Source organism: Buchnera aphidicola (Thelaxes suberi), from assembly GCF_964059005.1.
GTDB classification, from domain to species: Bacteria; Pseudomonadota; Gammaproteobacteria; order Enterobacterales; family Enterobacteriaceae; genus Buchnera_I; species Buchnera_I aphidicola_C.
In genome coordinates, this window is sequence record NZ_OZ060389.1 from 471,698 (window position 1) to 492,976 (window position 21,279).

The 21,279-nt window shown below is 21.6% G+C and carries 20 protein-coding genes and 3 tRNA genes; 11 read left to right on the top strand and 12 right to left on the bottom strand.

Going from position 1 to position 21,279, the window contains the following annotated elements; genetic code table 11:
- Positions 1–64: 64 nt before the first annotated feature.
- The 3 genes from rpe to aroK form a co-directional block, all read right to left on the bottom strand.
- Positions 65–742, bottom strand: coding sequence for a ribulose-phosphate 3-epimerase (gene rpe, locus AB4W61_RS02225; protein WP_367678891.1), 678 nt, complete (start codon positions 740–742; stop codon positions 65–67).
- Positions 743–907: 165 nt separating this feature from the next.
- On the bottom strand, positions 908–1,996 hold the full coding sequence (gene aroB / locus AB4W61_RS02230; protein ID WP_367678892.1) for a 3-dehydroquinate synthase: 1,089 nt from the start codon (positions 1,994–1,996) through the stop codon (positions 908–910).
- Positions 1,997–2,049: 53 nt separating this feature from the next.
- Positions 2,050–2,571 carry a shikimate kinase AroK gene (aroK, locus tag AB4W61_RS02235; RefSeq protein WP_367678893.1) on the bottom strand — a complete coding sequence of 174 codons (522 nt, stop codon included), beginning with the start codon at positions 2,569–2,571 and terminating at the stop codon, positions 2,050–2,052.
- A gap of 213 nt (positions 2,572–2,784) precedes the next feature.
- On the opposite strand from aroK, the gene AB4W61_RS02240 reads away from it, so the two are divergent.
- Positions 2,785–2,875 (top strand) — tRNA-Ser (locus AB4W61_RS02240).
- Positions 2,876–2,917: 42 nt separating this feature from the next.
- Here the strand turns inward: AB4W61_RS02240 and deoD are convergent.
- The 4 genes from deoD to AB4W61_RS02260 all read right to left on the bottom strand — a co-directional run bounded on the left by deoD (position 2,918) and on the right by AB4W61_RS02260 (position 7,340).
- The gene (gene deoD, locus AB4W61_RS02245; protein ID WP_367678894.1) at positions 2,918–3,616 is read right to left on the bottom strand and encodes a purine-nucleoside phosphorylase; all 699 of its coding nucleotides are present in this window, start codon (positions 3,614–3,616) and stop codon (positions 2,918–2,920) included.
- A 75-nt stretch (positions 3,617–3,691) separates the two neighbouring features.
- Positions 3,692–4,918 (bottom strand): phosphopentomutase, encoded by a 1,227-nt coding sequence (locus tag AB4W61_RS02250; protein WP_367678895.1) that lies wholly within the window; start codon positions 4,916–4,918, stop codon positions 3,692–3,694.
- A gap of 107 nt (positions 4,919–5,025) precedes the next feature.
- Positions 5,026–6,651: a peptide chain release factor 3 gene (locus AB4W61_RS02255; RefSeq protein WP_367678896.1), complete on the bottom strand. Its 1,626-nt coding sequence runs from the start codon at positions 6,649–6,651 to the stop codon at positions 5,026–5,028.
- 104 nt (positions 6,652–6,755) lie between these two features.
- A complete protein-coding gene (locus tag AB4W61_RS02260) occupies positions 6,756–7,340 on the bottom strand; it encodes a NifU family protein (RefSeq protein ID WP_367678897.1) in 585 nt (194 codons plus the stop codon).
- 234 nt (positions 7,341–7,574) lie between these two features.
- On the opposite strand from AB4W61_RS02260, the gene AB4W61_RS02265 reads away from it, so the two are divergent.
- On the top strand, positions 7,575–8,357 hold the full coding sequence (locus tag AB4W61_RS02265; RefSeq protein WP_367678898.1) for an alpha/beta fold hydrolase: 783 nt from the start codon (positions 7,575–7,577) through the stop codon (positions 8,355–8,357).
- A gap of 69 nt (positions 8,358–8,426) precedes the next feature.
- Here the strand turns inward: AB4W61_RS02265 and AB4W61_RS02270 are convergent, their stop codons facing one another.
- Positions 8,427–8,963, bottom strand: a complete 537-nt coding sequence (locus AB4W61_RS02270; RefSeq protein ID WP_367678899.1) for a single-stranded DNA-binding protein — start codon at positions 8,961–8,963, stop codon at positions 8,427–8,429.
- Between the two features lie 347 nt (positions 8,964–9,310).
- Between AB4W61_RS02270 and dusA the strand changes: the two genes are divergently transcribed.
- The 8 genes from dusA (at position 9,311) to AB4W61_RS02310 (ending at position 18,003) form a co-directional block, all read left to right on the top strand.
- Positions 9,311–10,261 carry a tRNA dihydrouridine(20/20a) synthase DusA gene (gene dusA, locus AB4W61_RS02275; protein WP_367678900.1) on the top strand — a complete coding sequence of 317 codons (951 nt, stop codon included), beginning with the start codon at positions 9,311–9,313 and terminating at the stop codon, positions 10,259–10,261.
- A 247-nt stretch (positions 10,262–10,508) separates the two neighbouring features.
- Complete coding sequence (gene dnaB, locus AB4W61_RS02280) at positions 10,509–11,897, top strand: replicative DNA helicase (RefSeq protein ID WP_367678901.1); 1,389 nt, start codon at positions 10,509–10,511, stop codon at positions 11,895–11,897.
- Positions 11,898–12,157: 260 nt separating this feature from the next.
- Entirely contained in the window at positions 12,158–13,111 is a 954-nt protein-coding gene (gene gshB / locus AB4W61_RS02285) for a glutathione synthase (protein WP_367678902.1), read from the top strand.
- A 619-nt stretch (positions 13,112–13,730) separates the two neighbouring features.
- On the top strand, positions 13,731–14,138 hold the full coding sequence (gene ruvX, locus AB4W61_RS02290; protein WP_367678903.1) for a Holliday junction resolvase RuvX: 408 nt from the start codon (positions 13,731–13,733) through the stop codon (positions 14,136–14,138).
- Positions 14,139–14,183: 45 nt separating this feature from the next.
- The gene (locus tag AB4W61_RS02295; RefSeq protein WP_367678904.1) at positions 14,184–14,873 is read left to right on the top strand and encodes a YggS family pyridoxal phosphate-dependent enzyme; all 690 of its coding nucleotides are present in this window, start codon (positions 14,184–14,186) and stop codon (positions 14,871–14,873) included.
- 113 nt (positions 14,874–14,986) lie between these two features.
- Positions 14,987–16,114 carry a radical SAM family heme chaperone HemW gene (hemW, locus tag AB4W61_RS02300; RefSeq protein ID WP_367678905.1) on the top strand — a complete coding sequence of 376 codons (1,128 nt, stop codon included), beginning with the start codon at positions 14,987–14,989 and terminating at the stop codon, positions 16,112–16,114.
- 586 nt (positions 16,115–16,700) lie between these two features.
- Positions 16,701–17,771 (top strand): A/G-specific adenine glycosylase, encoded by a 1,071-nt coding sequence (locus tag AB4W61_RS02305; RefSeq protein ID WP_367678906.1) that lies wholly within the window; start codon positions 16,701–16,703, stop codon positions 17,769–17,771.
- Positions 17,764–18,003 (top strand): oxidative damage protection protein, encoded by a 240-nt coding sequence (locus AB4W61_RS02310; RefSeq protein ID WP_367678907.1) that lies wholly within the window; start codon positions 17,764–17,766, stop codon positions 18,001–18,003. The genes AB4W61_RS02305 and AB4W61_RS02310 overlap by 8 nt, the downstream gene beginning before the upstream one ends.
- Before the next feature lie 8 nt (positions 18,004–18,011).
- Here AB4W61_RS02310 and sbcB read toward each other — a convergent pair whose 3' ends face one another.
- Both sbcB and AB4W61_RS02320 read right to left on the bottom strand, forming a co-directional pair.
- Complete coding sequence (gene sbcB, locus AB4W61_RS02315; RefSeq protein ID WP_367678908.1) at positions 18,012–19,424, bottom strand: exodeoxyribonuclease I; 1,413 nt, start codon at positions 19,422–19,424, stop codon at positions 18,012–18,014.
- A 50-nt stretch (positions 19,425–19,474) separates the two neighbouring features.
- A tRNA-Asn gene (locus AB4W61_RS02320) sits at positions 19,475–19,547 on the bottom strand.
- A 162-nt stretch (positions 19,548–19,709) separates the two neighbouring features.
- Here AB4W61_RS02320 and AB4W61_RS02325 point away from each other — a divergent pair.
- Positions 19,710–19,782, top strand: a tRNA-Ile gene (locus tag AB4W61_RS02325).
- 59 nt (positions 19,783–19,841) lie between these two features.
- On the opposite strand, the gene dut is transcribed toward AB4W61_RS02325, so the two are convergent.
- A complete protein-coding gene (dut, locus tag AB4W61_RS02330; RefSeq protein ID WP_367678909.1) occupies positions 19,842–20,306 on the bottom strand; it encodes a dUTP diphosphatase in 465 nt (154 codons plus the stop codon).
- Positions 20,307–20,373: 67 nt separating this feature from the next.
- Positions 20,374–21,156: a 3'(2'),5'-bisphosphate nucleotidase CysQ gene (locus tag AB4W61_RS02335; RefSeq protein WP_367678910.1), complete on the bottom strand. Its 783-nt coding sequence runs from the start codon at positions 21,154–21,156 to the stop codon at positions 20,374–20,376.
- Positions 21,157–21,279: the final 123 nt, after the last annotated feature.

Sequence of the window (21,279 nt, forward strand, 5' to 3'; positions counted from 1 at the left end):
ATTTATTCATAAAAAAATTTTTATTAATACATGTAAATATAAAATAAACAGAAAAAATTTATATTTATTTGTAATATAACTGATTCAACTGATTTTTAAAAATATTAATTGTCTTATCGTAATCATTACTATTAAAAATAGCTGATCCTATTACAAAAATATTAGCTCCAGCAAGTGCAACATCTGTTATATTAGTTAATTTTATACCTCCATCTACTTGCAATAATATCTTTTTATTTTCTTTACACAAACGCTTATGCGTAGCTCTAATCTTCTTCAAAGAAGAAGTAATAAAATTTTGACCGCCCAAACCTGGATTTACTGTCATTAATAAAACTAAATCAATTTGATGCATAACACAATCTAAATAACATAGAGGAGTTGAAGGATTTAATGCTATTCCAGACTTACATCCATTTTGTTTTATTAAAGTAATAAATTTATCTAAATGTACCGTAGATTCAACATGAATCGTTATATAATCAGCGCCAGCACGAATGAAATTTAATATTAATTCTTCATCAGGAATAGTCATTAAATGTACATCAATCGGAGCTGTAACTCCATATTTACGTAAAGATGATAACACTAAAGGACCTATAGTTAAATTAGGTACATAATGATTATCCATGACGTCAAAATGAATCATATCTGCTCCATATTTTAATACTTTTTTAACTTCTTTACCTAATTGCGCAAAATCTGCAGACAAAATTGATGGAGCAATTAAAAATTTATTCATATATTTACCATTAATCAAATAAATAAAAACTAATTAAAAATTTTTAATTACTATAATAAATAAAAAATTTAAAAAAAAATTTAAAAAATATAAATATAAATAATTAAAATTTTATTTAATATAAATAAAAAAATGAAATAAGATTAAAAACATATTTCAATAAAATTAACTAGCATTACTAATAGCTCGTAAAATAATTTTATTTTCTATATCACTATATATTTCAACATGTCCTATTTTTTTAGGTAAAATTAAACGAATTTTACCATTGTTTATTGATTTTTTATCTTTTATCATATAAGGAATATATTCATCAGGGTTCATATTTTTAGGAGCTATTGTAGGTAATCCTATTTTTTTTAATAAATAAATAATTCTTTGAACATCTACTGTATTTATTATATTTAATATTTCTGCAGTACGAGCTGCCATTACTATGCCAATAGAAATCGCTTCTCCATGCAAATATTTCCCATAACCTATATAAGATTCAATTGCATGCCCAAAAGTATGCCCTAAATTTAATATCGTTCTTAAATAAGATTCTCGTTCATCTTTAATTACTACATTAACCTTAAATTCACAACATTTTTTTATACAATAAAGAATATCTTCTTTCTTTAAATTTAATAATTCGTAATATTTTTTTTCTAACCAATTAAAAAATAATTCATCAAATATAATTCCATATTTAACTACTTCAGCCATTCCAGAAACTAATTGTTTTCTAGATAGAGTATTAAGAAAATTTGTATCAATAATAACAGCATCTGGGTGCCAAAATACACCTAACATATTTTTTCCTAAAGTATGATTAACACCCGTTTTTCCTCCTATAGAAGCATCTACTTGAGCAAGTAATGTAGTTGGTATCTGAATATAACTAACACCTCTTTGATATATTGAAGCCACAAAACCAGTTATATCTCCTATTACTCCACCTCCAAATGCAATTAATATAATGTCTCTATTACAATTTTTTTTTAATAAAAAAGTAATACACTTTTCTATTGTTTCAATATTTTTATATTCTTCACCATCTGGTATAACAAATTCATAAAATTGGATTGATAATACCTTGAAAGCATCGATAATATATTGTTTCCATAAAGTAGAAATTGTATGATTTGTTACTAACACTATTGCGCTTTTATTAATACAAACAGACCGTAAAATATTACTTTTTTGTAGTATAGAATTGCCTATAAAAATAGGATACTGATGAGTTTTTAATTTTAAATTTAATTCATACATAATATTTATTATTTCCTTTTAAATAATTAAAAAATATAAAAATATACAAATATCTAATTAAGTTTATTAACCATTGTAATAATTTTATGAGTAATATGTTTAGGACTTAATAAATCTGTACTTAAAATTATTTCTGCTATTTCTTTATAAAGAAAATTACGTTGTTTGGATAATTTTTGTAAAATACATTTAACCGGATAATTAGTGTTTAATAATGGTCTATTTTTATCTTTTTGTGTACGTATAATTTGATTATCAATATTTACAGTTAAATACACTACTATACCTCTAGAAGAAATTATTTTACGGTTATATGGTGATAATATTGCACCACCCCCTGTTGCTAAAACAATTTTATTTTTTTTGGTTAATTCATTAATTACTTTTTCTTCTCTTTTACGAAATTGTAGTTCTCCTTCAATATCAAAAACCCAATTTATATCAGCGCCTGTTTTTTTTTCAATTTCTTTATCAGAATCATAAAAAACCATATCTAATTGATTAGATAAATAGCGACCTATGGTACTTTTTCCAGCACCCATAGGACCTATTAAAAAAATATTTTTTTTTTTCATTTTTTTTGATGAATTAATTTTAATTTAAAATATTAATGATTAAGTAACAAGTACAATACTTTACCAAAATTTTATTACAAAACAAAATGTATGTATAACAAAAAATTTTTAAATTAATAAATTTATTCGTTTACATATCTTATAAAAAAATGATATTGTTATTAATAATAAAATTTTTTATTAACTAATTTTGTTTTTATATAAAAAAGTTAAGGTGAGGTGTCTGAGAGGATTAAAGAGCACGCCTGGAAAGCGTGTATACGTAAATAAAAACGTATCAAGGGTTCGAATCCCTTTCTCACCATCATAATTAATGTTATTAATTAAAATAATTTTTTGTTAAATATTATAAACGTAAAGCAATTTGAATAATTTTTTCAAAAGAAGAAATTCTTTCTAATGTATTTAACTTTTCTCCGGTTTTAAGATGATCAGAAACAATACACATTGATAGAGCTTGAATATTATGTTCAGAAGCTAAAAAATATATTCCAGCTGTCTCCATATCTATACCTAAAATATTATGACGCTTCATGATATCTATAACTTTATTATCATTAGCATAAAACAAATCAGTAGTAAAAAAAGCTCCAATTCTTATAGAAAAATTAAATTTTTTAGCTATTCTATATGATTGTTTTAATAAACTAAAATCTGCAACAGCAGAAAAATCAAAATTATTAAATCTAATACGATTCATATAAGAATCAGTACATGCGGACATTCCAATTAAAATATCTTTAATATTAATATTTTTTAATACAGTGCCACATGTGCCTAATCTAATAATTTTTTTTACATGATAATGAGATATTAGTTCTTGTACATAGATTGAAACAGAAGGCATGCCCATACCATGACTTAAAATAGAAACACGTTCTTTTTTAAAGAAACCAGTATATCCAAACATGTTACGAACAGTATTTATTTTTTTTGCGTTAGTTAAATAATTTTTTGCTATAAATTTTATTCGTATAGGATCACCACATACAATAACCTTTTCAGATATCTCTTTTTTTTTTGCATTAATATGAAGCGAAACCATAAAAATTATCTCTTTAAGTATATTAATAAAATTACTGATTTTCATCATTATAAAAAAGTTAAAACAAATAATAATTTAAAACATTGAATGACCATAATACATACTACTTAATTCAAAATAACGCGCTATTGTTTGACTAATATCTGCAAATGTTTTTCTATATCCTAAAAATTGTACAGGTAAATTTTTTTTATAAATTAATATAGGAACATGTTCTCTAGTGTGATCAGTACCTTTCCAAGATGGGTCGCATCCATGATCTGCTGTTATTATTAACAAATCATTATCTTGTATAATACTTAGTATTTGTAATAAATAACGATCAAATAACTCTAAACCTATTGCATAACCCTGAATATCACGTCGATGTCCCCATAAAGAATCAAAATCAACAAAATTCGTTATTATCATAGAATTATTTTTAGCATATTTGATACACCGTATTGTTGTTTCAGCTAAATTTTTTAATCCATATGCTTTAATTTCATGAGTAATACCTGAACCACCATAAATATCAGATATTTTACCTATTCCAGTAATTGTTCCTTTTTTTTCATTGACTAGTTTGTTCATAACAGTTGTACCATTAGGTACAATAGAAAAATCTTTTCTATTATTTGTTCTAGTAAAATTAGATTTACTTTGTCCAGAAAAAGGACGCGCTATTACTCTAGATATTTTATATTTATCTTTATCTAATAATTTTCTAATTATATCACATAAAGAATACAATTTTTCTAAACTAAATACATCTTCATGACAAGCAACTTGAAAAACAGAATCAATCGAAGTATAAAAAATAGGATAACCAGAATTAATATGTTGTAACCCTAATTCAACCAGTATATCTGTCCCTGAAGCATGACAATTTCCTAAATACCCTTTAATATTACTTAATTGCATTATTTTATCTAATAAATCTTGAGGAAAACTATTTTTTTTATGAACGAAATAATCCCAATTAAATAAAATAGGTATTCCTGCTATTTCCCAATGCCCAGAACTAGTATCCTTTCCTGAAGATATTTCTTTTGCATATCCATAACTACCTAATAAAGATGATCCATTATCTTCTAATCCCGCAGGAAAAGCATTATGTAATTTAAAATACGCATGACCTAAACCTAAAGACATTAAATTGGGAATACGTAAGCTATTTTTTCTATATCCTTGTTTTTTTTGTTTATAACAAAAATTAGCAATACTACCAAATGTATTAGAACCAATATCACCAAAATAAATAGCATCTTCTGTTGATCCAATCCCAAAAGAGTCTAATACCAAAATAAACGCACGATTCATATGCTTTTCACTAAATTAATTTAGAATAAAAAATGAAATAAATAAATCATTAAAAAAACTAATTTCAATACAATTATAAACATAATTAATTTTATTAAACATCATATTTAATAACTTTGATATTCCTTTATTTTTGAAAAAAAAATATCTTTATTTTTCGAAATAATCACTTTTAAATTAATCATATTAGGTGCAAAATAAACTAAAGATTTTTCACGATCTAAACCTATAAGATGTTTATTATGTAAAATAAACGTATTTAATGAATTAATATTTTTCGATGATATCCATCGAGTTGTAAAAATATTTACTTCTTTGTAAAATAATTCTAATTTATATTCCAATTTTAATCTTTCTAGTACAACATCAAACTGTAAAGGACCTATCGCTCCAATAATCAAATTATTATTAACTAATGGAGTAAATACTTGAATAGCTCCTTCTTCTGATATTTGAAATAATCCTTTTAATAACCTTTTTTGATGCATAGGATTTATTAAATGTACACTTTTAAAAATTTCAGAAGAAAAACTAGGAATACCTACAAAATTTAAATTTTCTCCTGCAGTAAAAGTATCACCAATTTTCACAGTTCCATGGTTATAAATTCCAATAATGTCTCCCGGATAAGCTACATCTAATAAAATACGATTATTAGCTAAAAAAGATACTGCATTCGTAACTATTATTTTTTTTTGTGTTCTCACTTGAAAAATTTTAATTCCTTTAAAATATTTCCCTGAAACAATCCTTAAAAATGCAATTCTATCTCTATGCTTTAAATTCATATTAGCTTGTATTTTGAAAACAAAACCTGAAAATTTATTTTCATCAGGATAAACTTTTCTAACATTAGATAAACGAGATTGGGGAAAAGGAGCGTATTTTACTAAAAAATCCAGAATAAAATTTATTCCAAAATTATCTAAAGCTGAACCAAATAAAATTGGAGTTATATTACAAGTTAAAAAGTCTGATCTTTTAAAAGTAATAAAATTATTTTTAATAACATTAACAAAATTTTTTATTTTTAAATACGTCATATTGGAAAAATTATTTTTGGAACTAAAATCTTTTATATTCAAATTATTAAACAAATCATTGTTACATATATCTTTTTTTTTACTATTATTTGAGTATAAAAGTATTTTTTTATCTATAACATTATATAACCCTAATAAATTATTATTATATTCAATCGGATAATTTATAGGACTGCTTAACATATTTAATTCTAATTCAATTTCATTTAATAAAATATTTAAATCCTTATAATTACGATCTATTTTGTTAATAAAAGTAATAATAGGAATTTTTTGTATTTTTGCTACCTGTATTAACTTTCGCGTACGTTCTTCTATTCCCTTTGCAGCATCAATTACCATTAAACAACAATCAACAGCAGTTAAAATTCTATACGTATCTTCTGAAAAATCAGCATGTCCAGGAGTATCTAATAAATTAATTAATCTATCTCGATACAAAAACCTTATTACAGAAGTTGTAACAGATATACCTCTTTTTTTTTCTATTTCCATCCAATCTGACTGAGTATATGCTGTATTTTTTTTAGGTTTAATCTTTCCAAAAGATCTAATTGTTTTACTTAAATATAACATTTTTTCAGTAATAGTAGTTTTTCCTGCATCAGGATGTGAAATAATCGCAAAAGTACATCTCCTTTTTATTTCTTCTGATAAAATATTCTGATCATTATATAGTGCATTATTCATTATATTATTCTTAATTAAATTGTATTTTTTATGGAAAATAAAATATATATTATATATACTATATATTTTCTATAATGCATATCTCATTAACATATATTTAATAATTAAGCATAAGAATGCGAACCATATCGATGTTTTGTAATATCTTTTACTCCTTTAATTTGTGGAAATAATGTAAGTATTTTTTTTTCAATTCCTTCTTTTAACGTCATAGATATCATTGAACAACCATTACAACCACCACTGAACGCAACTAAGATATAATAATCATCCGTAACTTCTACTAAATCTATTTTTCCATTATGCATTGATAGTTCTGGATTAATATAAGAATTAAGGTATTCACAAATTCTTTTTTCTAAATCAGAAAATCTTTTTGGTTTTATTTTTTTCTTTGCAAAAGGAGCGTTTAATATTAATTTATACTCTAAAATAGAATTTTTTGAGACATCAATCGTTGCATCTTGCAAATATGGTTGATCAGTTTTTTTTAAAACACAAATAAAATCTTTATAATTTAAAATTATATCTTTTTCTTTATCTATTTCTTCTAATAAACAATATGCAATACCACATTCTGCATACATAGTTCCTGGATACATTATAAAAATACGAAAATTTGTATCTTTTGTTTTATTTATTAATAATTTGCTAAAATATTTTTTTGCTTCACTAGATATCTTTATCATAATTCGTTTATATAAAAGTTATTAAATTTATTATCATAATTGAGGTTTCTATTAAAATAATTAAAAATTTACGAAATAAATAAGTAATTGTTTTTATTTAAATAAATGTTATTCTAAATAATAATAAAAAAATTAAATATAAAAAAATGTTTTTTTTATCAATCATGAAATGATGTTAACAAACTAATATTATTGTAGCATTATTCATATACTAATTATAATAAAAAATTATGTATGCAAAAATTATATGTAAAAAAAATTGGAACTGGTAGAGTTAATTTAATATTAATACACGGATGGGGTTATAATTCTAATATATGGTTTAAAATTAATCAGATTTTAAATAAAAATTTTTTAATACACTTAGTAGATTTGCCTGGATATGGAAATAATAATAATATTCAATCAGCAAATATATATGATACTATTGATATACTATATTATAATTTACCAACAAATGCTATTTGGGTAGGATGGTCTATTGGTGGATTAATTATTTCGAAATTAGCTATAATTTATCCTAATTGTATTGCTGGAATAATTAATATAACATCTTCTCCGTGTTTTATTAAAAAACCACAATGGCCTGGAATAACTATAAAAAAATTAAATGATTTATATCAAAACATGCAAAAAAATTATTTTAATTCAATAAATAATTTTTTAAAATTACAAATTAAAGACAATTTATATTTAAAAAAATATGAAAAAAAAACGTTAAACAAAATAATTTATAAACATTTTCCTCCTTCGTATATAACTATAAAAAATAATATGAAAATTATACAAGAAACTGATATTCGGGAAGATATTAATAAAATTAAAATTCCGATAATGTATATTTTTGGTGATATCGATCCTATTATTCCAAATAATATCAAGAACATATTAATAACAAAATTTAATAAAAAATCTTTTATTATTAAAAATTGTGGACATATGCCATTTCTATCTCATTACCATATACTATGTAAATATATATTATTTTTTAAAAAAAATATATTTTTATTTAAATAAATAAAAATATAAATTTGTAAAACCCTATTTCGGGCTTTACAAAAATTTTTATTAATTCAATAAACCTTATTAAAAAGGAATCTCTTCATCAAAATCAATATCATCAATATGATTATTTTTTTCATGAGATTGATTAGAAAAGCGATCATTTTTATTTTGCAAAATATTATTTTTTATAGATTTGTTCGATTTTTGATATGAAGTAGAAATATTCTTTTTATTTATTCCGGCGTGAGAAACATTAGATCCACTAATATTACGACTGCCTAACATTTGCATTGTACCACCTATGTTTACTACTATTTCAGTAGTATAACGATCTATTCCATTTTGATCTTGCCATTTTCTAGTTTGTAATGAACCTTCTATATATACTTGAGCACCTTTTTTTAAATACTCTCCAGCTACTTCAGCTAATTTTCCAAATAAAACTATTTTATGCCATTCTGTTTTTTCCTTCATTTCTCCTGTATTTTTGTCTTTCCATATATCAGATGTTGCTAAACTAATATTCGTTACAGCACTTCCATTTGGCATATATCGTACCTCAGGATCCTGACCTAAATGACCTATTAAAATAGCTTTATTCACACCTCTGCTAGCCATAATTTTTTCCTTAACGTCAAACATTTTTAAAATATTTTTTAAAATACATATTATATAAAAATACAATTTTTTATTTGTAAAAATAATTAATATTCTATAAAAATATTTTTATATGAAAAAAAATATATATTAAAATATAATCTTAAATTAAATCTAACGTTCTATAAAAAAATATTTTTATAATACAATAATATTATTCACTGAGTACTTTTTTCTAATTTTAATAATATTAGAATATCTTAATTATATAAATAAGAAACGTTATCTGAAAGATGATATGATAAATATATCATTATATATATAAAACATATAAATAATTCTATTTCATAACTGTTACTAAACAAATAATGAAAAAACTAAACTATCGATTTTGTGTGGCTCCAATGCTACATTATACAGATGAATCCTGTCGTTTTTTTTATAGACTATTAACAAAAAAAACAATTTTATTTACTGAAATGATTGTATCTAAAAAATTATTATATTCTAAAAAAACGATATTAAGATTAGAAGAAAAAAATTATAATACTGTTGTACAAATAGCAGGAAATAATAGAAAAGAACTTTCACTATCTAGCAAAATACTGACATCAATAGGGTATGAAAATATTAATTTAAATCTAGGATGTCCTTCTATATCAGCTCAAAAAGGTTTATTTGGAGCATGTTTAATGAATTATATACCAATAGTAATCGATGCAATTAATGCTATTGAAGACACTATTCAAAAACCTATTAGTATTAAAATCCGAATTGGAACTAATCATTATCATAATTATAATTTTTTGCATAATTTTATATCTAATATATTAAATAAAACCAACTGTAAAACATTTTTTATACATGCAAGAAAAGCAGTTCTAAATAATTTATCTCCTAAAAAAAATCTAAAAATTCCCCCTATACAGTATGAATATGTCTATCAAATAAAAAAAGATTTTCCTACTTCAACTGTAATAATTAATGGAGAAATAAATTCAATAGAAGAATCAATTTATCATTTAAAAAAAACAGATGGCGTTATGATTGGAAGAAAAATTTACCAAAACCCACTTTTATTATCAGAAATTGATCAAAAAATATTTGGATTTAAAAGAAAAAAATATAGCCTGCAATCAATAATAAATCAATATGTGATAAACCAAACAAAAAAAAACATTTCTGTAACAAAAATTTTACGCCCAATATTAGGAATTTTTTATAATTCAGCAAAATCTAATTTATGGAAAAAATTATTAAATAAATGTATTAATGAAAAAAAAATTCATTTAGATATGTTAAATTCTGTATTTTTATAATATAAAAATATTAATGCGAGATTTATTTTATATGTCTCAATATGTATTAAAAAATTTTTATGTTATACAAATAGAACAAAAAAATATCTTTATATAATTAATTTATAGAATTAATAAATATTTATTAATAATCCCATAATTTATTTTTAAAAAATATATATTGACATATAAATAAGAAATCTATTCTTTTAAATATATTTTCTTAATTTTTAATTTTATATTTCAATTTTGGAATATCATAAAAAAAATGAAAAATAAAACAATATTGAATAAAATATACGATAACCAAATTCATAAATTAAAATTACCTCCTCATTCTATAGAAGCTGAACAATCTGTATTAGGAGGATTAATGTTAGATAATGAACAATGGGGTATTGTTTCAGAACGCATAGTTTCAGATGATTTTTTTAATAAATCTCATCAAATAATATTTCAAGAAATGCAATACTTAATAGATTTAGGACATCCTATTGATTTAATTACATTAGCAGAATCTTTAGAACAAAAAGGAAAATTAGAAACTATCGGTAGGTTTTCTTATTTAGCTGAATTATCTAAAAATACGCCTAGTACTGAAAACATATCTGCTTATGCTGATATAGTAAAAGAACGCGCAATAGTTAGAGAAATGATTTTAGTTGCAAATAAAATTGCTGATGCCGGATACGATCCTAAAGGAAGAAATAGCGAAGAATTATTAGATTATGCAGAATCAAGCGTTTTTAAAATAGCTGAAAAAAGATTTAATCTTAATTCTGGTCCTAAAAATATTTCACAAATTTTAGAAAATACTATAGCTAAAGTTGAAAAACTTTTTAATTCTCCTATAAACGAAGTGACAGGAATTAATACAGGATACCAAGATTTAAATAGAAAAACATCTGGATTACAACCATCTGAATTTATTATAATTGCTGCTCGACCTTCAATGGGAAAAACTACTTTTGCTATGAATTTATGCGAAAATATTGCAATGACTTACGAAAAACCTGTTTTAATATTTAGCTTAGAAATGCCAGGAGAACAAATTATGATACGAATGCTAGCTTCTTTATCTAGAGTAAATCAATCTAATATTCGTACTGGCAAACTACAAGATGAAGATTGGTCCCGTATTTCAAGTACAATAAATATTTTATTAAAAAAGAAGAATGTTTATATTGATGATTCATCTGCGTTAACACCAAGCGAAGTAAGATCAAGAGCAAGACGTATTTATCGTGAACATAATGGTTTGAGTTTAATAATGATTGATTATTTACAACTAATGCGAGTTCCTTCTTTTTCTGAAAATAGAACTTTAGAAATAGCAGAGATATCACGTACGTTAAAATCGTTAGCAAAAGAACTACAAGTACCTGTAATTGCTCTTTCTCAACTTAATCGTTCTTTAGAACAAAGATCAGATAAAAGGCCTTTAAATTCTGATTTAAGAGAATCTGGATCTTTAGAACAAGACGCAGATTTAATAATGTTTATTTATCGCGATGAAGTGTATAATGAAGAAACAGATCTTAAAGGAATTGCTGAAATTATTATCGGTAAACAAAGAAATGGCCCAGTAGGAACAATTAAACTTACTTTTAATGGACATTGGTCACGATTTGATAATTACGCAGAACCAAACTATTAATAAATTTTAAATAAATATATTAATTTTAAACTAAAATAATTAATTTCATACAAAATATACATAGTAAAGTAATAAAAATATTTATTTGCTATTAAATAATTCTGATTATATTAAATATTTTATATTTTATTAAAAACATATAAAATATATAAAATATTATATATATATCTAACACGCAGCAATCAAATCAAAAAATTTTTTAAATATTAATCAATAATAAAAAAAATTCATATTAATATAAATATATACATAAAAATAAAATGAATATAAAAATCGGTATAATAATGGATCCAATAGAATCAATTAATATAAAAAAAGATTCTACTTTTACAATGTTATTAGAAGCACAACGAAGAGATTATAAAATTTATTATATAAACATAAAAAATTTATACTGGGAAGAAGGAGAAGCTTATGGTCAGTCAAAAATTATAAAAATACAAAATGAACAACATTTATCATGGTTTTCTTATCATGAAAAAAAAACAATAAAATTATCTATATTAGATGTTATCTTAATGAGAAAAGATCCTCCAGTAGATCTAGAATTTATATACGCTACATATATTCTTGAATTTGCAGAAAAAAAAGGGGTATTAGTCATTAATAAACCTAAAAGTTTACGTCATTATAATGAAAAAATTTTTACATGTAATTTTAATACAATAATACCTGAAACATTAATTACAAAAAAAATAAAAAATATTTATAATTTTATAAGTCAACATAATGATATAATTATTAAACCATTAAATGAAATGGGTGGTTCATCAGTCTTTAAAATTAGTAAGTATGATGTAAATACTAATGTAATATTAGAAAATATGACAAAAAAAGAAACAAAATATTGTATGATTCAAAAATTTATACCAGATATCAAATATGGAGATAAAAGAATTTTAGTGATTAATGGAAACCCTATTCCTTTATGTTTAGCTAGAATTCCACAAAAAGGACAAATAAGAGGAAATTTAGCAATAGGAGGGGTGGGGAAAGTTCAAAAATTAACTGATCATGATTTAAATATAATTAAAAAATTATCTCCTATTTTAAAAGAAAAAGGATTGTTTTTTGTTGGAATAGATATTATTGGTAAATATTTAACTGAAATTAATATTACTAGCCCTACGTGCATACAAGAAATTCAAAAAGAATATAATAAATCTATCAATGAAATATTTTTTGATTTTATTGAGTCAAAATTAAACAAATAATTATGTTTGATGAAATTAAAGTTAATCAATTTATTATCATATGTAATTAAATTCCTTTTTATTTTTCAATATCAAATTAAAAAATAATATTTCGAAAAAATTATGTTTTTAATTGATATAAATAAAAATATAATAAAACTATTTTACGATCTTAATCGTATATATTTTCATCATATTTGTAAAAACTATATAAATAATTATAATAATAAAATAAATAGTAATTTTATTATCAAAATGTTTTTATTAGTTAAATTTATATTTTTATTAATTAAAAATAATTAACATTAATAATTTTTATTATTATAAATAATAAAAAATTAGAAAAAATTATAATTTTATATAAAATTATTTATCTAAAATAACTATTTTTTTAATATAAAAATTTTATTAAAATATTAACTATAATTTATTTTATTGCATTAAATTAATCAAAATATTATAAAAAATATTTTTTATAACAAAAACAAAATCGTTAAATCACTCGTTAATTAAAACTATAATTAATAATATTTTTGTTATTTATTACTATAAAAAATAAAAAATAAAATAAAAACATCAAATATATAAGAAATTAATGTCAATAGTACACATGCACAAATATTCTTAAAAAATTATAAATATGCAAATAATAATGGCTTTTGACTTTGGTACAAAAAAAATTGGCATCGCAGTAGGACAAACAATAACAAGAACAGCAAGTTATTTAAAATCAATTCCAGCTAAACAAGGATTTCCTGAATGGAAATTAATTCACAAGGTAATTATTGAATGGCAACCTAGTAGCATTATCGTTGGATTACCTTTAAATTATAACGGAGATGTACAACATATCACTAAAAAAACAAAAAAATTTGCTATAATAATGCAAAAAAAATTTAATATTCCAACTTTTTTACATGATGAAAGACTGACTACTAAATCTGCTAAATCCTATTTGTTTCATATAGGAGGTTTTAAAAATTTAAAAAAAAAAAAAATAGATGGATTATCTGCAGTATTAATTTTAGAAAGTTGGTTTTCACAGTAATTAATTAACATCATTACATAACAAAAAAAGATAAAAAATTAATATATGAACAATATCTATTTTAATTTAAATCAATTACAAAAAACAATCATGTATTATGCTTTAAAATATAAAAAAAAATATACAGATATTAAAGTTATTGCAATTAGTAAAAAACGTAGTATAAATGAAATTATTCAAGCGTATTCTTTTGGTCAACGCGCATTTGGAGAAAATTATGTACAAGAAGCAATAAAAAAAATAAATAATATACAGTTAAAAATTGAATGGCATTTTGTTGGAAAAATACAAAGCAATAAAGTATCTATAATTGCAAAAAATTTTGCATGGTGTCATTCGATTACTAGTAAAAAACATGCTGAATTATTAAACAAATATCGACCTGAAATATTACCTCCTTTAAACGTATTAATACAAATTAATATAAATTGTGAAAAGAATAAAAATGGAATTTATCTATATAAATTAATGAATTTAGTAAATTTTATATATCAATTAAAAAAAATTAAATTAAGAGGTATTATGATATTTCCTAATCAACAAAAAGATATACAACAAAAAATAATCCTGTACAAAAAAATGTATATAATACTTATGAAACTAAAAAATAAATACAAATATACTGATACTCTCTCATTAGGAACATCTTATGATATCGAAGAAGCAATTGCATCAGGAAGTAATATGTTACGCATCGGACAAAAAATTTTTAATAAAAAAATTAATAATCATTAATTATAACAAATAAATCATTTGTGTATCTAATAATGCATTTCTATATGTTTTGACTTTATAAATTTGAAATTTATATTTAACATTAATTAAAATAGAATGGATAATAATATCTTATGCATTCCGTCAGTTTATATATTCATATTCCCTGGTGTATGAAAAAATGTCCTTATTGTGACTTTAATTCTTATACTGAAAAAAATAAAATTAATGAAAAAAAATATATTTTTTTATTAATGAATGACTTAGAACAAGATTTAAATTTAATTAATAATAAAGTAATAATTCAAAATATATTTATTGGAGGAGGAACTCCTAGTTTATTTCATATTAATTCTATCGATTTATTATTGAAAGAAATACATAAAAGAATAGAAATAGCTAATAATGCAGAAATAACCATAGAATCTAATCCTACAAGTATGGAAAATAAAAAAATACTACAATATAATAAAATAGGCATAAACCGTATTTCTTTAGGAATTCAAACTTTTAATAATACACTTTTAGAAAAAATAGGACGTAATTATACTATTAATAATATAGAAAAAATTTTAACATCAATTAATTTTTTTAAAAAAAAAATTAATTTTAATATCGATTTAATGTATAATCTTCCAGATCAATCTTATAAAGAAGCCATGAATGACATAAAAAAAGCTATTTCTTTTAATCCAACACACATTTCTTGGTATGAATTAACTATAGAACCAAAAACTGTTTTTTTTTATAAAAAATTAAATCTTCCTAATGAATATATATCCGAAAAAATATTTTTATCTGGAAAAAAATTATTAGAAAAAAATAATTATATACAATATGAAGTATCATCCTATTCAAAAATAGGATATGAATGTCAACATAACTTAAATTATTGGAATTTTGGAGATTATTTAGGAATAGGATGTGGAGCACATGGAAAGATTACACAAGAAAATAAAAAAGTTATCAGAACAATAAAATTTAATAATATAAAAGATTATGAACAAAAAATGTTTTTAAAAAAAAAATATATTGTACAAAAAAAAGAATTAGCATTAGAATTTTTTATGAATCAATGCAGGATAAAAAAAAATATATTAAAAGAAGATTTATATAATAAAACAGGAATAACACCACAAAATATACAAAAAAAAATAAATAAATGTATTACTAATAATTTAATTATAGAAGATAGTAATAGTTGGAAATTAACTAAAAAAGGTTATTTATTTATAAATTCAATATTAGAAAATTTTTTATGAAAAATAGCTTTTAATTAAATTTTTTTTACATAATTATAATATATATATTAAATATATATATACTATAAAAATATATTATTGATATAATATATATTATGAAAAATATAAATTAGTAGTATGTATAAAAACATTTTTATAAGCTATATATATTATATATTTACAATTAATAAAATATTTTAATATACAAAAAATAATTTATATACAATAAAATATAAAATAATTATTATTTTTTATTTACATATTTAATGATACTATATACAAAAATTTAAAAAAAAAAGATAAAATGTGTTAATAAAAAATAAGTCAAAAACCCCATTAAAATAAATTATTAAAAATATAGTTTTTTATTTTATTGTTGCAATATTATTACCAAAAGTAATATTAAAAAAAATTTTATGCTTAACAAATTTAATTCCTCGTGTTATATAAATATTTACTAAATTAATGATTTTATATTATTCAAATAACCTAATTTTATAGCATAATGAAAAAAATATTTTTAATGTATTAAAATTAGTAGTTTTATATTAAATCAATTTTAATTTTTAAATAAAAATATCTATAAAAAATAAATACATTATTAACGATGATTATACAAACTCCTATTGCTCAGTTAGTTATAAACTGGTTTCATTTTCATGGAAGAAAAAATTTACCTTGGAAAAAAAAAAATAATAACATTTATCATATTTGGATTTCTGAAATCATGTTACAACAAACACAAGTTAATACAGTCATTCCATTTTATAAAAAATTTATTATTCGATTCCCATCTATACAAACAATACAGCAAACTTCTTTAGATGAAGTTTTATATTATTGGAGTGGATTAGGATACTATCGTCGAGCAGTGAGTATTTATAATACTGCTCAAATAATATATTATAAATATAACAATTTATTTCCTGAAACAATAGAAAAACTAATAAAATTACCAGGTATAGGAAAAACTACTGCTGGAGCGATATTATCTTTTTCTAAAAATTTTTGTTTTGCAATACTAGATATAAATATTAAAAGAATACTAGTAAGATATTACTATTTAATAAATGCTAACACAAGCAAAAAATTTGAAAACTTTTTATGGAAAATAATTAATTCAATTCTTCCTTTACACCAAGCTAGTTATTTTAATCAAGGAATAATGGATTTAGGAGCAACAATATGCACACCTATTAAACCAAAATGTAATATTTGTCCATTAAAAAATCATTGTTTATATTGTAAAAAAGATATATATAAACAAGATTCATATCTCTTACTAAAAAAAAAAAAAATACGCATAATACAAAAAAAATTTTGGTGTTGTATCATACAATATCAGAACTATATTTTAATAGAAAAACAAATAAATACAACAATATGGAAAAATTTATTTTGTTTTCCTTTATTTAAAAAATACAATGATTTAAATAAATGGATATCAAATAATAATATTATAGTTAATAAAAAAATTCAATTCATTAATACAATACAGTGTAAATATACTCATTTTAATGTAAAAATTTTACCAATTATATATATATCAAATAATATTTGTAAAACAAAAAAAAATTTTATATGGTTTAATTATAAATATCCTATAAAATTAGGATTTCCAGTTTTTATATCAAAAATAATAAAAATAATACAATTAAAGGAAAAAAATAATGAATAATAGAATAATTTTTTGTAAATACTTTAAAAAAAAAAAAGAAGGGTTAGACTATGTTACTTATCCTGGAAAAATAGGATTACGTATATATAATGAAATATCTATGCAAGCTTGGAAACAATGGATAAAAAAACAAACTATTTTGATCAATGAAAAAAAATTAAATCTACAAAATATCGAAGATCGAAAAAAAATAGAAAAAAAAATGATAAATTATTTTTTTTATGATAAATAAAATAAAGATTAGTAAAAATTTTTTATTTTCTTTTTTAAATAAATAATAATTGCATTATAAATATTCTTTTTATTTAAAAAATATGCATTTGATTGCATTATATTGTTTAAATTATTTTTATATTGTCTAATATATGAAAAATTAAAGTGATTTTTACAATAATTTAACCATTTTCTTTTTTCATTCTCTGATAAAAAAGAAAAAAAATTACGAGCTTTCATGCGAAAAAATAATTGTTTTACTCTTTCTTCTTGAAATTGAAATGTGTTTTTACAAAAATAATAAGGTTTAATGCAATGAATTAATTGCATAATTTTTTTATCGTTCTCTTTAAAAAAATCACTATATAATAGTAAATCTACATTTTTTTCTAAATATAATTTTCTTTTAAAAAAACATATTTTACTTAATTCTTTAAATACATAAGTATATTTATTTAATTTATTAAAATATTTAATGTAACTATCTATATTAACATTTAAATTATACATATCCTTTTTATGCAATACATTAATTGGAGCAAGGATAGGACATTTATTAATATAAATAAAAATTAAACCTTTTAGGAATAAATTTTTTACAATTATTTGATTATTTTTTTTTTGATGATAAAATTCCTGTAAAAAATCATTAATATCATATTTTAAATCAAAACCAATAATAATATTAGAATTAAAATGATATTGTCTCATTAATCTTATAATACTATAATTTTCACGGTTACTTCCAAAAATACTAGAAAAATAAAAAATTGGTAGATTACTGTATTTATGAAAAAAATCTATTATATTATGTTTTAATCTAAGTTTAAAAAAAAAATTAAATAATTTTGGTTGTACAGTTTTAATTAATTTTGCTACAGACATTGTAGCATAAACATCAGATAAAGCATCATGAACTACATCATGCTTAATATTATTTTCTTTTGCGATATCTTGTAATTTAAAACTAATTAATCCCGTTTTTTTTTTAGGCCATATAATACCTTTAGGTCTTAAAATATAACACGCTCTTAAAAGATTAATTAAATCCCATCTAGAATTATTGTGTTTATAACTCCATTCATATGGATCTAATAAATTTCTATAAAAAATATTTCTAGTTAATTCATCATCAAAATTAATATTGTTAAATCCAATAACACAAGTATTTTTTTTCATAAATTTCTGATTTATGATCTTTGCAAAATAAAATTCTTTTATTCCTTTTTGATCTGCTATTTGAGGGGTAATATTCGTAATAAATATGGATTCAGGGTTGGGTAAATAATCTAACGGAAGTGAACAATAAACAATAGTGGGTTTTGATAGTATCTTAAAATTATAATCAGTTCTAATACATGCAAATTGTGATGGTTTATCTAAACTAATATTTGTTCCAAAAGTTTCATAATCATAAAACAAAAAATTTTTATTTTGCATAAGGATGTTTTTATAATTTCAATAAATTTCATGTGTAAATTTATTTTATTCTCCCCCGACTGGACTCGAACCAGTGACATACGGATTAACAGTCCGTTGTTCTACCAACTGAACTACAGAGGAAATGTAAAATAATTATACTATTTTAAATTTCAAATGTCAAAAATTTTCAAAAAATATATGATTAAATATATATAAAAATACGTTTGTAATAAAATTAAAATAATTGGTAGATTATCTAGAAAAATTGTTTTATAATTAAATTAGTTATTAAACTATAACATAGGCCCCTTAGCTCAGTGGTTAGAGCAAGCGACTCATAATCGCTAGGTCGCTGGTTCAAATCCAGCAGGGGCCAATATAAATTTTATTAAAACTTTTGTTATATATATGTATTGATTAAAATAAAATATTTTTTTAATCATTACCTGTATGCCCAAAACCCGAAAAACCTCTTTTTGTGTTTTTTTCAAAATCTGATACAAAATTAAAATTAGGCCTAATTATAGGAATAAATAATAATTGTGCTATTCGCATTCCAGGATAGATTAAAAAATCCTTTTTTTTATCTCTATTCCATATAGACAATAATAATTCACCTTGATAATCTGAATCAATAATACCAACTGAATTACCTAATACAACGCCATATTTATGACCTAAACCCGATCTCGGAAATATCATCCCAGTGATTAACATATCATTAATATGTATTGCTATTCCAGAAGAAAGTAAAATTGTTTTATTAGCATTTAAAATAATGTTTTTATTACAACAAGCTCTCAAATCAATACCTGAAGATCCTAACGTGCTATATTTTGGAAAAGAAAAAATAGTTCCAATTCTATTATCAATAATTTTGATATTAATATTCTGGTTCATATTTATTTATAAATAAGTATTTTTAATAAAAGATGTAATTTATTGATTATATACCTGAAAAAACTCTTTACTGTCTGCACGATGAAGCAATAATTCCAGAATCAATTAAAAAAGAGTTATTATTTTTTAACTTATAATTTATTAAATTGCTAGAAAGAGTATAAATATAACCACCAGATCCTAATAAAATAGCATGACCGGCAGATATATCCCATGTATAAATAGGATGACATCGTACATATAATTGTGCTTTTCCTTCAGCGATATAACAAAATTTTAAAGACGATCCCATTTTTAATTTTTTATATGGTTTTTTTTCTAATTTATTAATAAAATTATTAGTTGTTTGATTAGTGTGTGATCGGCTAGTTAATATTTTTTGAGGATATTTATTTTTAACCACAATTTTTTTCTTTATACCATTACTTTCTATTTTCCACGATTCATTAAACAATGCAAAATATACAATATTAAAACATGGAACGTAAATTACTCCTAATATTGGATATCCATCTTTTATTAAAGATATATTAATAGTAAATTCAGGAATATTATTAATAAATTCTTTAGTGCCATCTAAAGGATCAATTAACCAATATTTTTTTTTTTTATATGAAGGAAAATTGCTAAGATTAAATCTCGATTCTTCTGATATTATAACAGTTTCAGGATCTATATGACGTAATCCTTTTATAATAACATCATGCGATATTTTATCAGCAATAGTTACTGGAGAGATATCGTTTTTATAACGAATTATCATATGACGTAATAAAAAATTTTTATTATTAAAATATTTCATCACAGATATTCCAGCCAATTTTGATAATGCAATTATTTTATTAATCATATATGCCTTTAAAAAACATTATTTTTATAATTTGTAATATTATAGTTAATACTTTATTTATTTGCTTATGCAATTATTTAATAAAATTAATTGTATTATTTACATCAAAATTTAATATTTCAA

Excerpts from the sequence above, each read along its gene's own strand:
- AB4W61_RS02270 (WP_367678899.1), bottom strand. The coding sequence starts at position 8,963 with ATGGCTAGCAGAGGTGTGAATAAAGCTATTTTAATAGGTCATTTAGGT.
- AB4W61_RS02255 (WP_367678896.1), bottom strand. The coding sequence starts at position 6,651 with ATGAATAATGCACTATATAATGATCAGAATATTTTATCAGAAGAAATA.
- rpe (WP_367678891.1), bottom strand. The coding sequence starts at position 742 with ATGAATAAATTTTTAATTGCTCCATCAATTTTGTCTGCAGATTTTGCG.
- AB4W61_RS02265 (WP_367678898.1), top strand. The coding sequence starts at position 7,575 with ATGCAAAAATTATATGTAAAAAAAATTGGAACTGGTAGAGTTAATTTA.
- ruvX (WP_367678903.1), top strand. The coding sequence starts at position 13,731 with ATGCAAATAATAATGGCTTTTGACTTTGGTACAAAAAAAATTGGCATC.
- dnaB (WP_367678901.1), top strand. The coding sequence starts at position 10,509 with ATGAAAAATAAAACAATATTGAATAAAATATACGATAACCAAATTCAT.
- gshB (WP_367678902.1), top strand. The coding sequence starts at position 12,158 with ATGAATATAAAAATCGGTATAATAATGGATCCAATAGAATCAATTAAT.
- dut (WP_367678909.1), bottom strand. The coding sequence starts at position 20,306 with ATGAACCAGAATATTAATATCAAAATTATTGATAATAGAATTGGAACT.
- aroB (WP_367678892.1), bottom strand. The coding sequence starts at position 1,996 with ATGTATGAATTAAATTTAAAATTAAAAACTCATCAGTATCCTATTTTT.
- aroK (WP_367678893.1), bottom strand. The coding sequence starts at position 2,571 with ATGAAAAAAAAAAATATTTTTTTAATAGGTCCTATGGGTGCTGGAAAA.
- hemW (WP_367678905.1), top strand. The coding sequence starts at position 14,987 with ATGCATTCCGTCAGTTTATATATTCATATTCCCTGGTGTATGAAAAAA.
- AB4W61_RS02295 (WP_367678904.1), top strand. The coding sequence starts at position 14,184 with ATGAACAATATCTATTTTAATTTAAATCAATTACAAAAAACAATCATG.
- AB4W61_RS02310 (WP_367678907.1), top strand. The coding sequence starts at position 17,764 with ATGAATAATAGAATAATTTTTTGTAAATACTTTAAAAAAAAAAAAGAA.
- AB4W61_RS02260 (WP_367678897.1), bottom strand. The coding sequence starts at position 7,340 with ATGATAAAGATATCTAGTGAAGCAAAAAAATATTTTAGCAAATTATTA.
- AB4W61_RS02335 (WP_367678910.1), bottom strand. The coding sequence starts at position 21,156 with ATGATTAATAAAATAATTGCATTATCAAAATTGGCTGGAATATCTGTG.
- deoD (WP_367678894.1), bottom strand. The coding sequence starts at position 3,616 with ATGGTTTCGCTTCATATTAATGCAAAAAAAAAAGAGATATCTGAAAAG.
- dusA (WP_367678900.1), top strand. The coding sequence starts at position 9,311 with ATGAAAAAACTAAACTATCGATTTTGTGTGGCTCCAATGCTACATTAT.
- AB4W61_RS02305 (WP_367678906.1), top strand. The coding sequence starts at position 16,701 with ATGATTATACAAACTCCTATTGCTCAGTTAGTTATAAACTGGTTTCAT.
- AB4W61_RS02250 (WP_367678895.1), bottom strand. The coding sequence starts at position 4,918 with ATGAATCGTGCGTTTATTTTGGTATTAGACTCTTTTGGGATTGGATCA.
- sbcB (WP_367678908.1), bottom strand. The coding sequence starts at position 19,424 with ATGCAAAATAAAAATTTTTTGTTTTATGATTATGAAACTTTTGGAACA.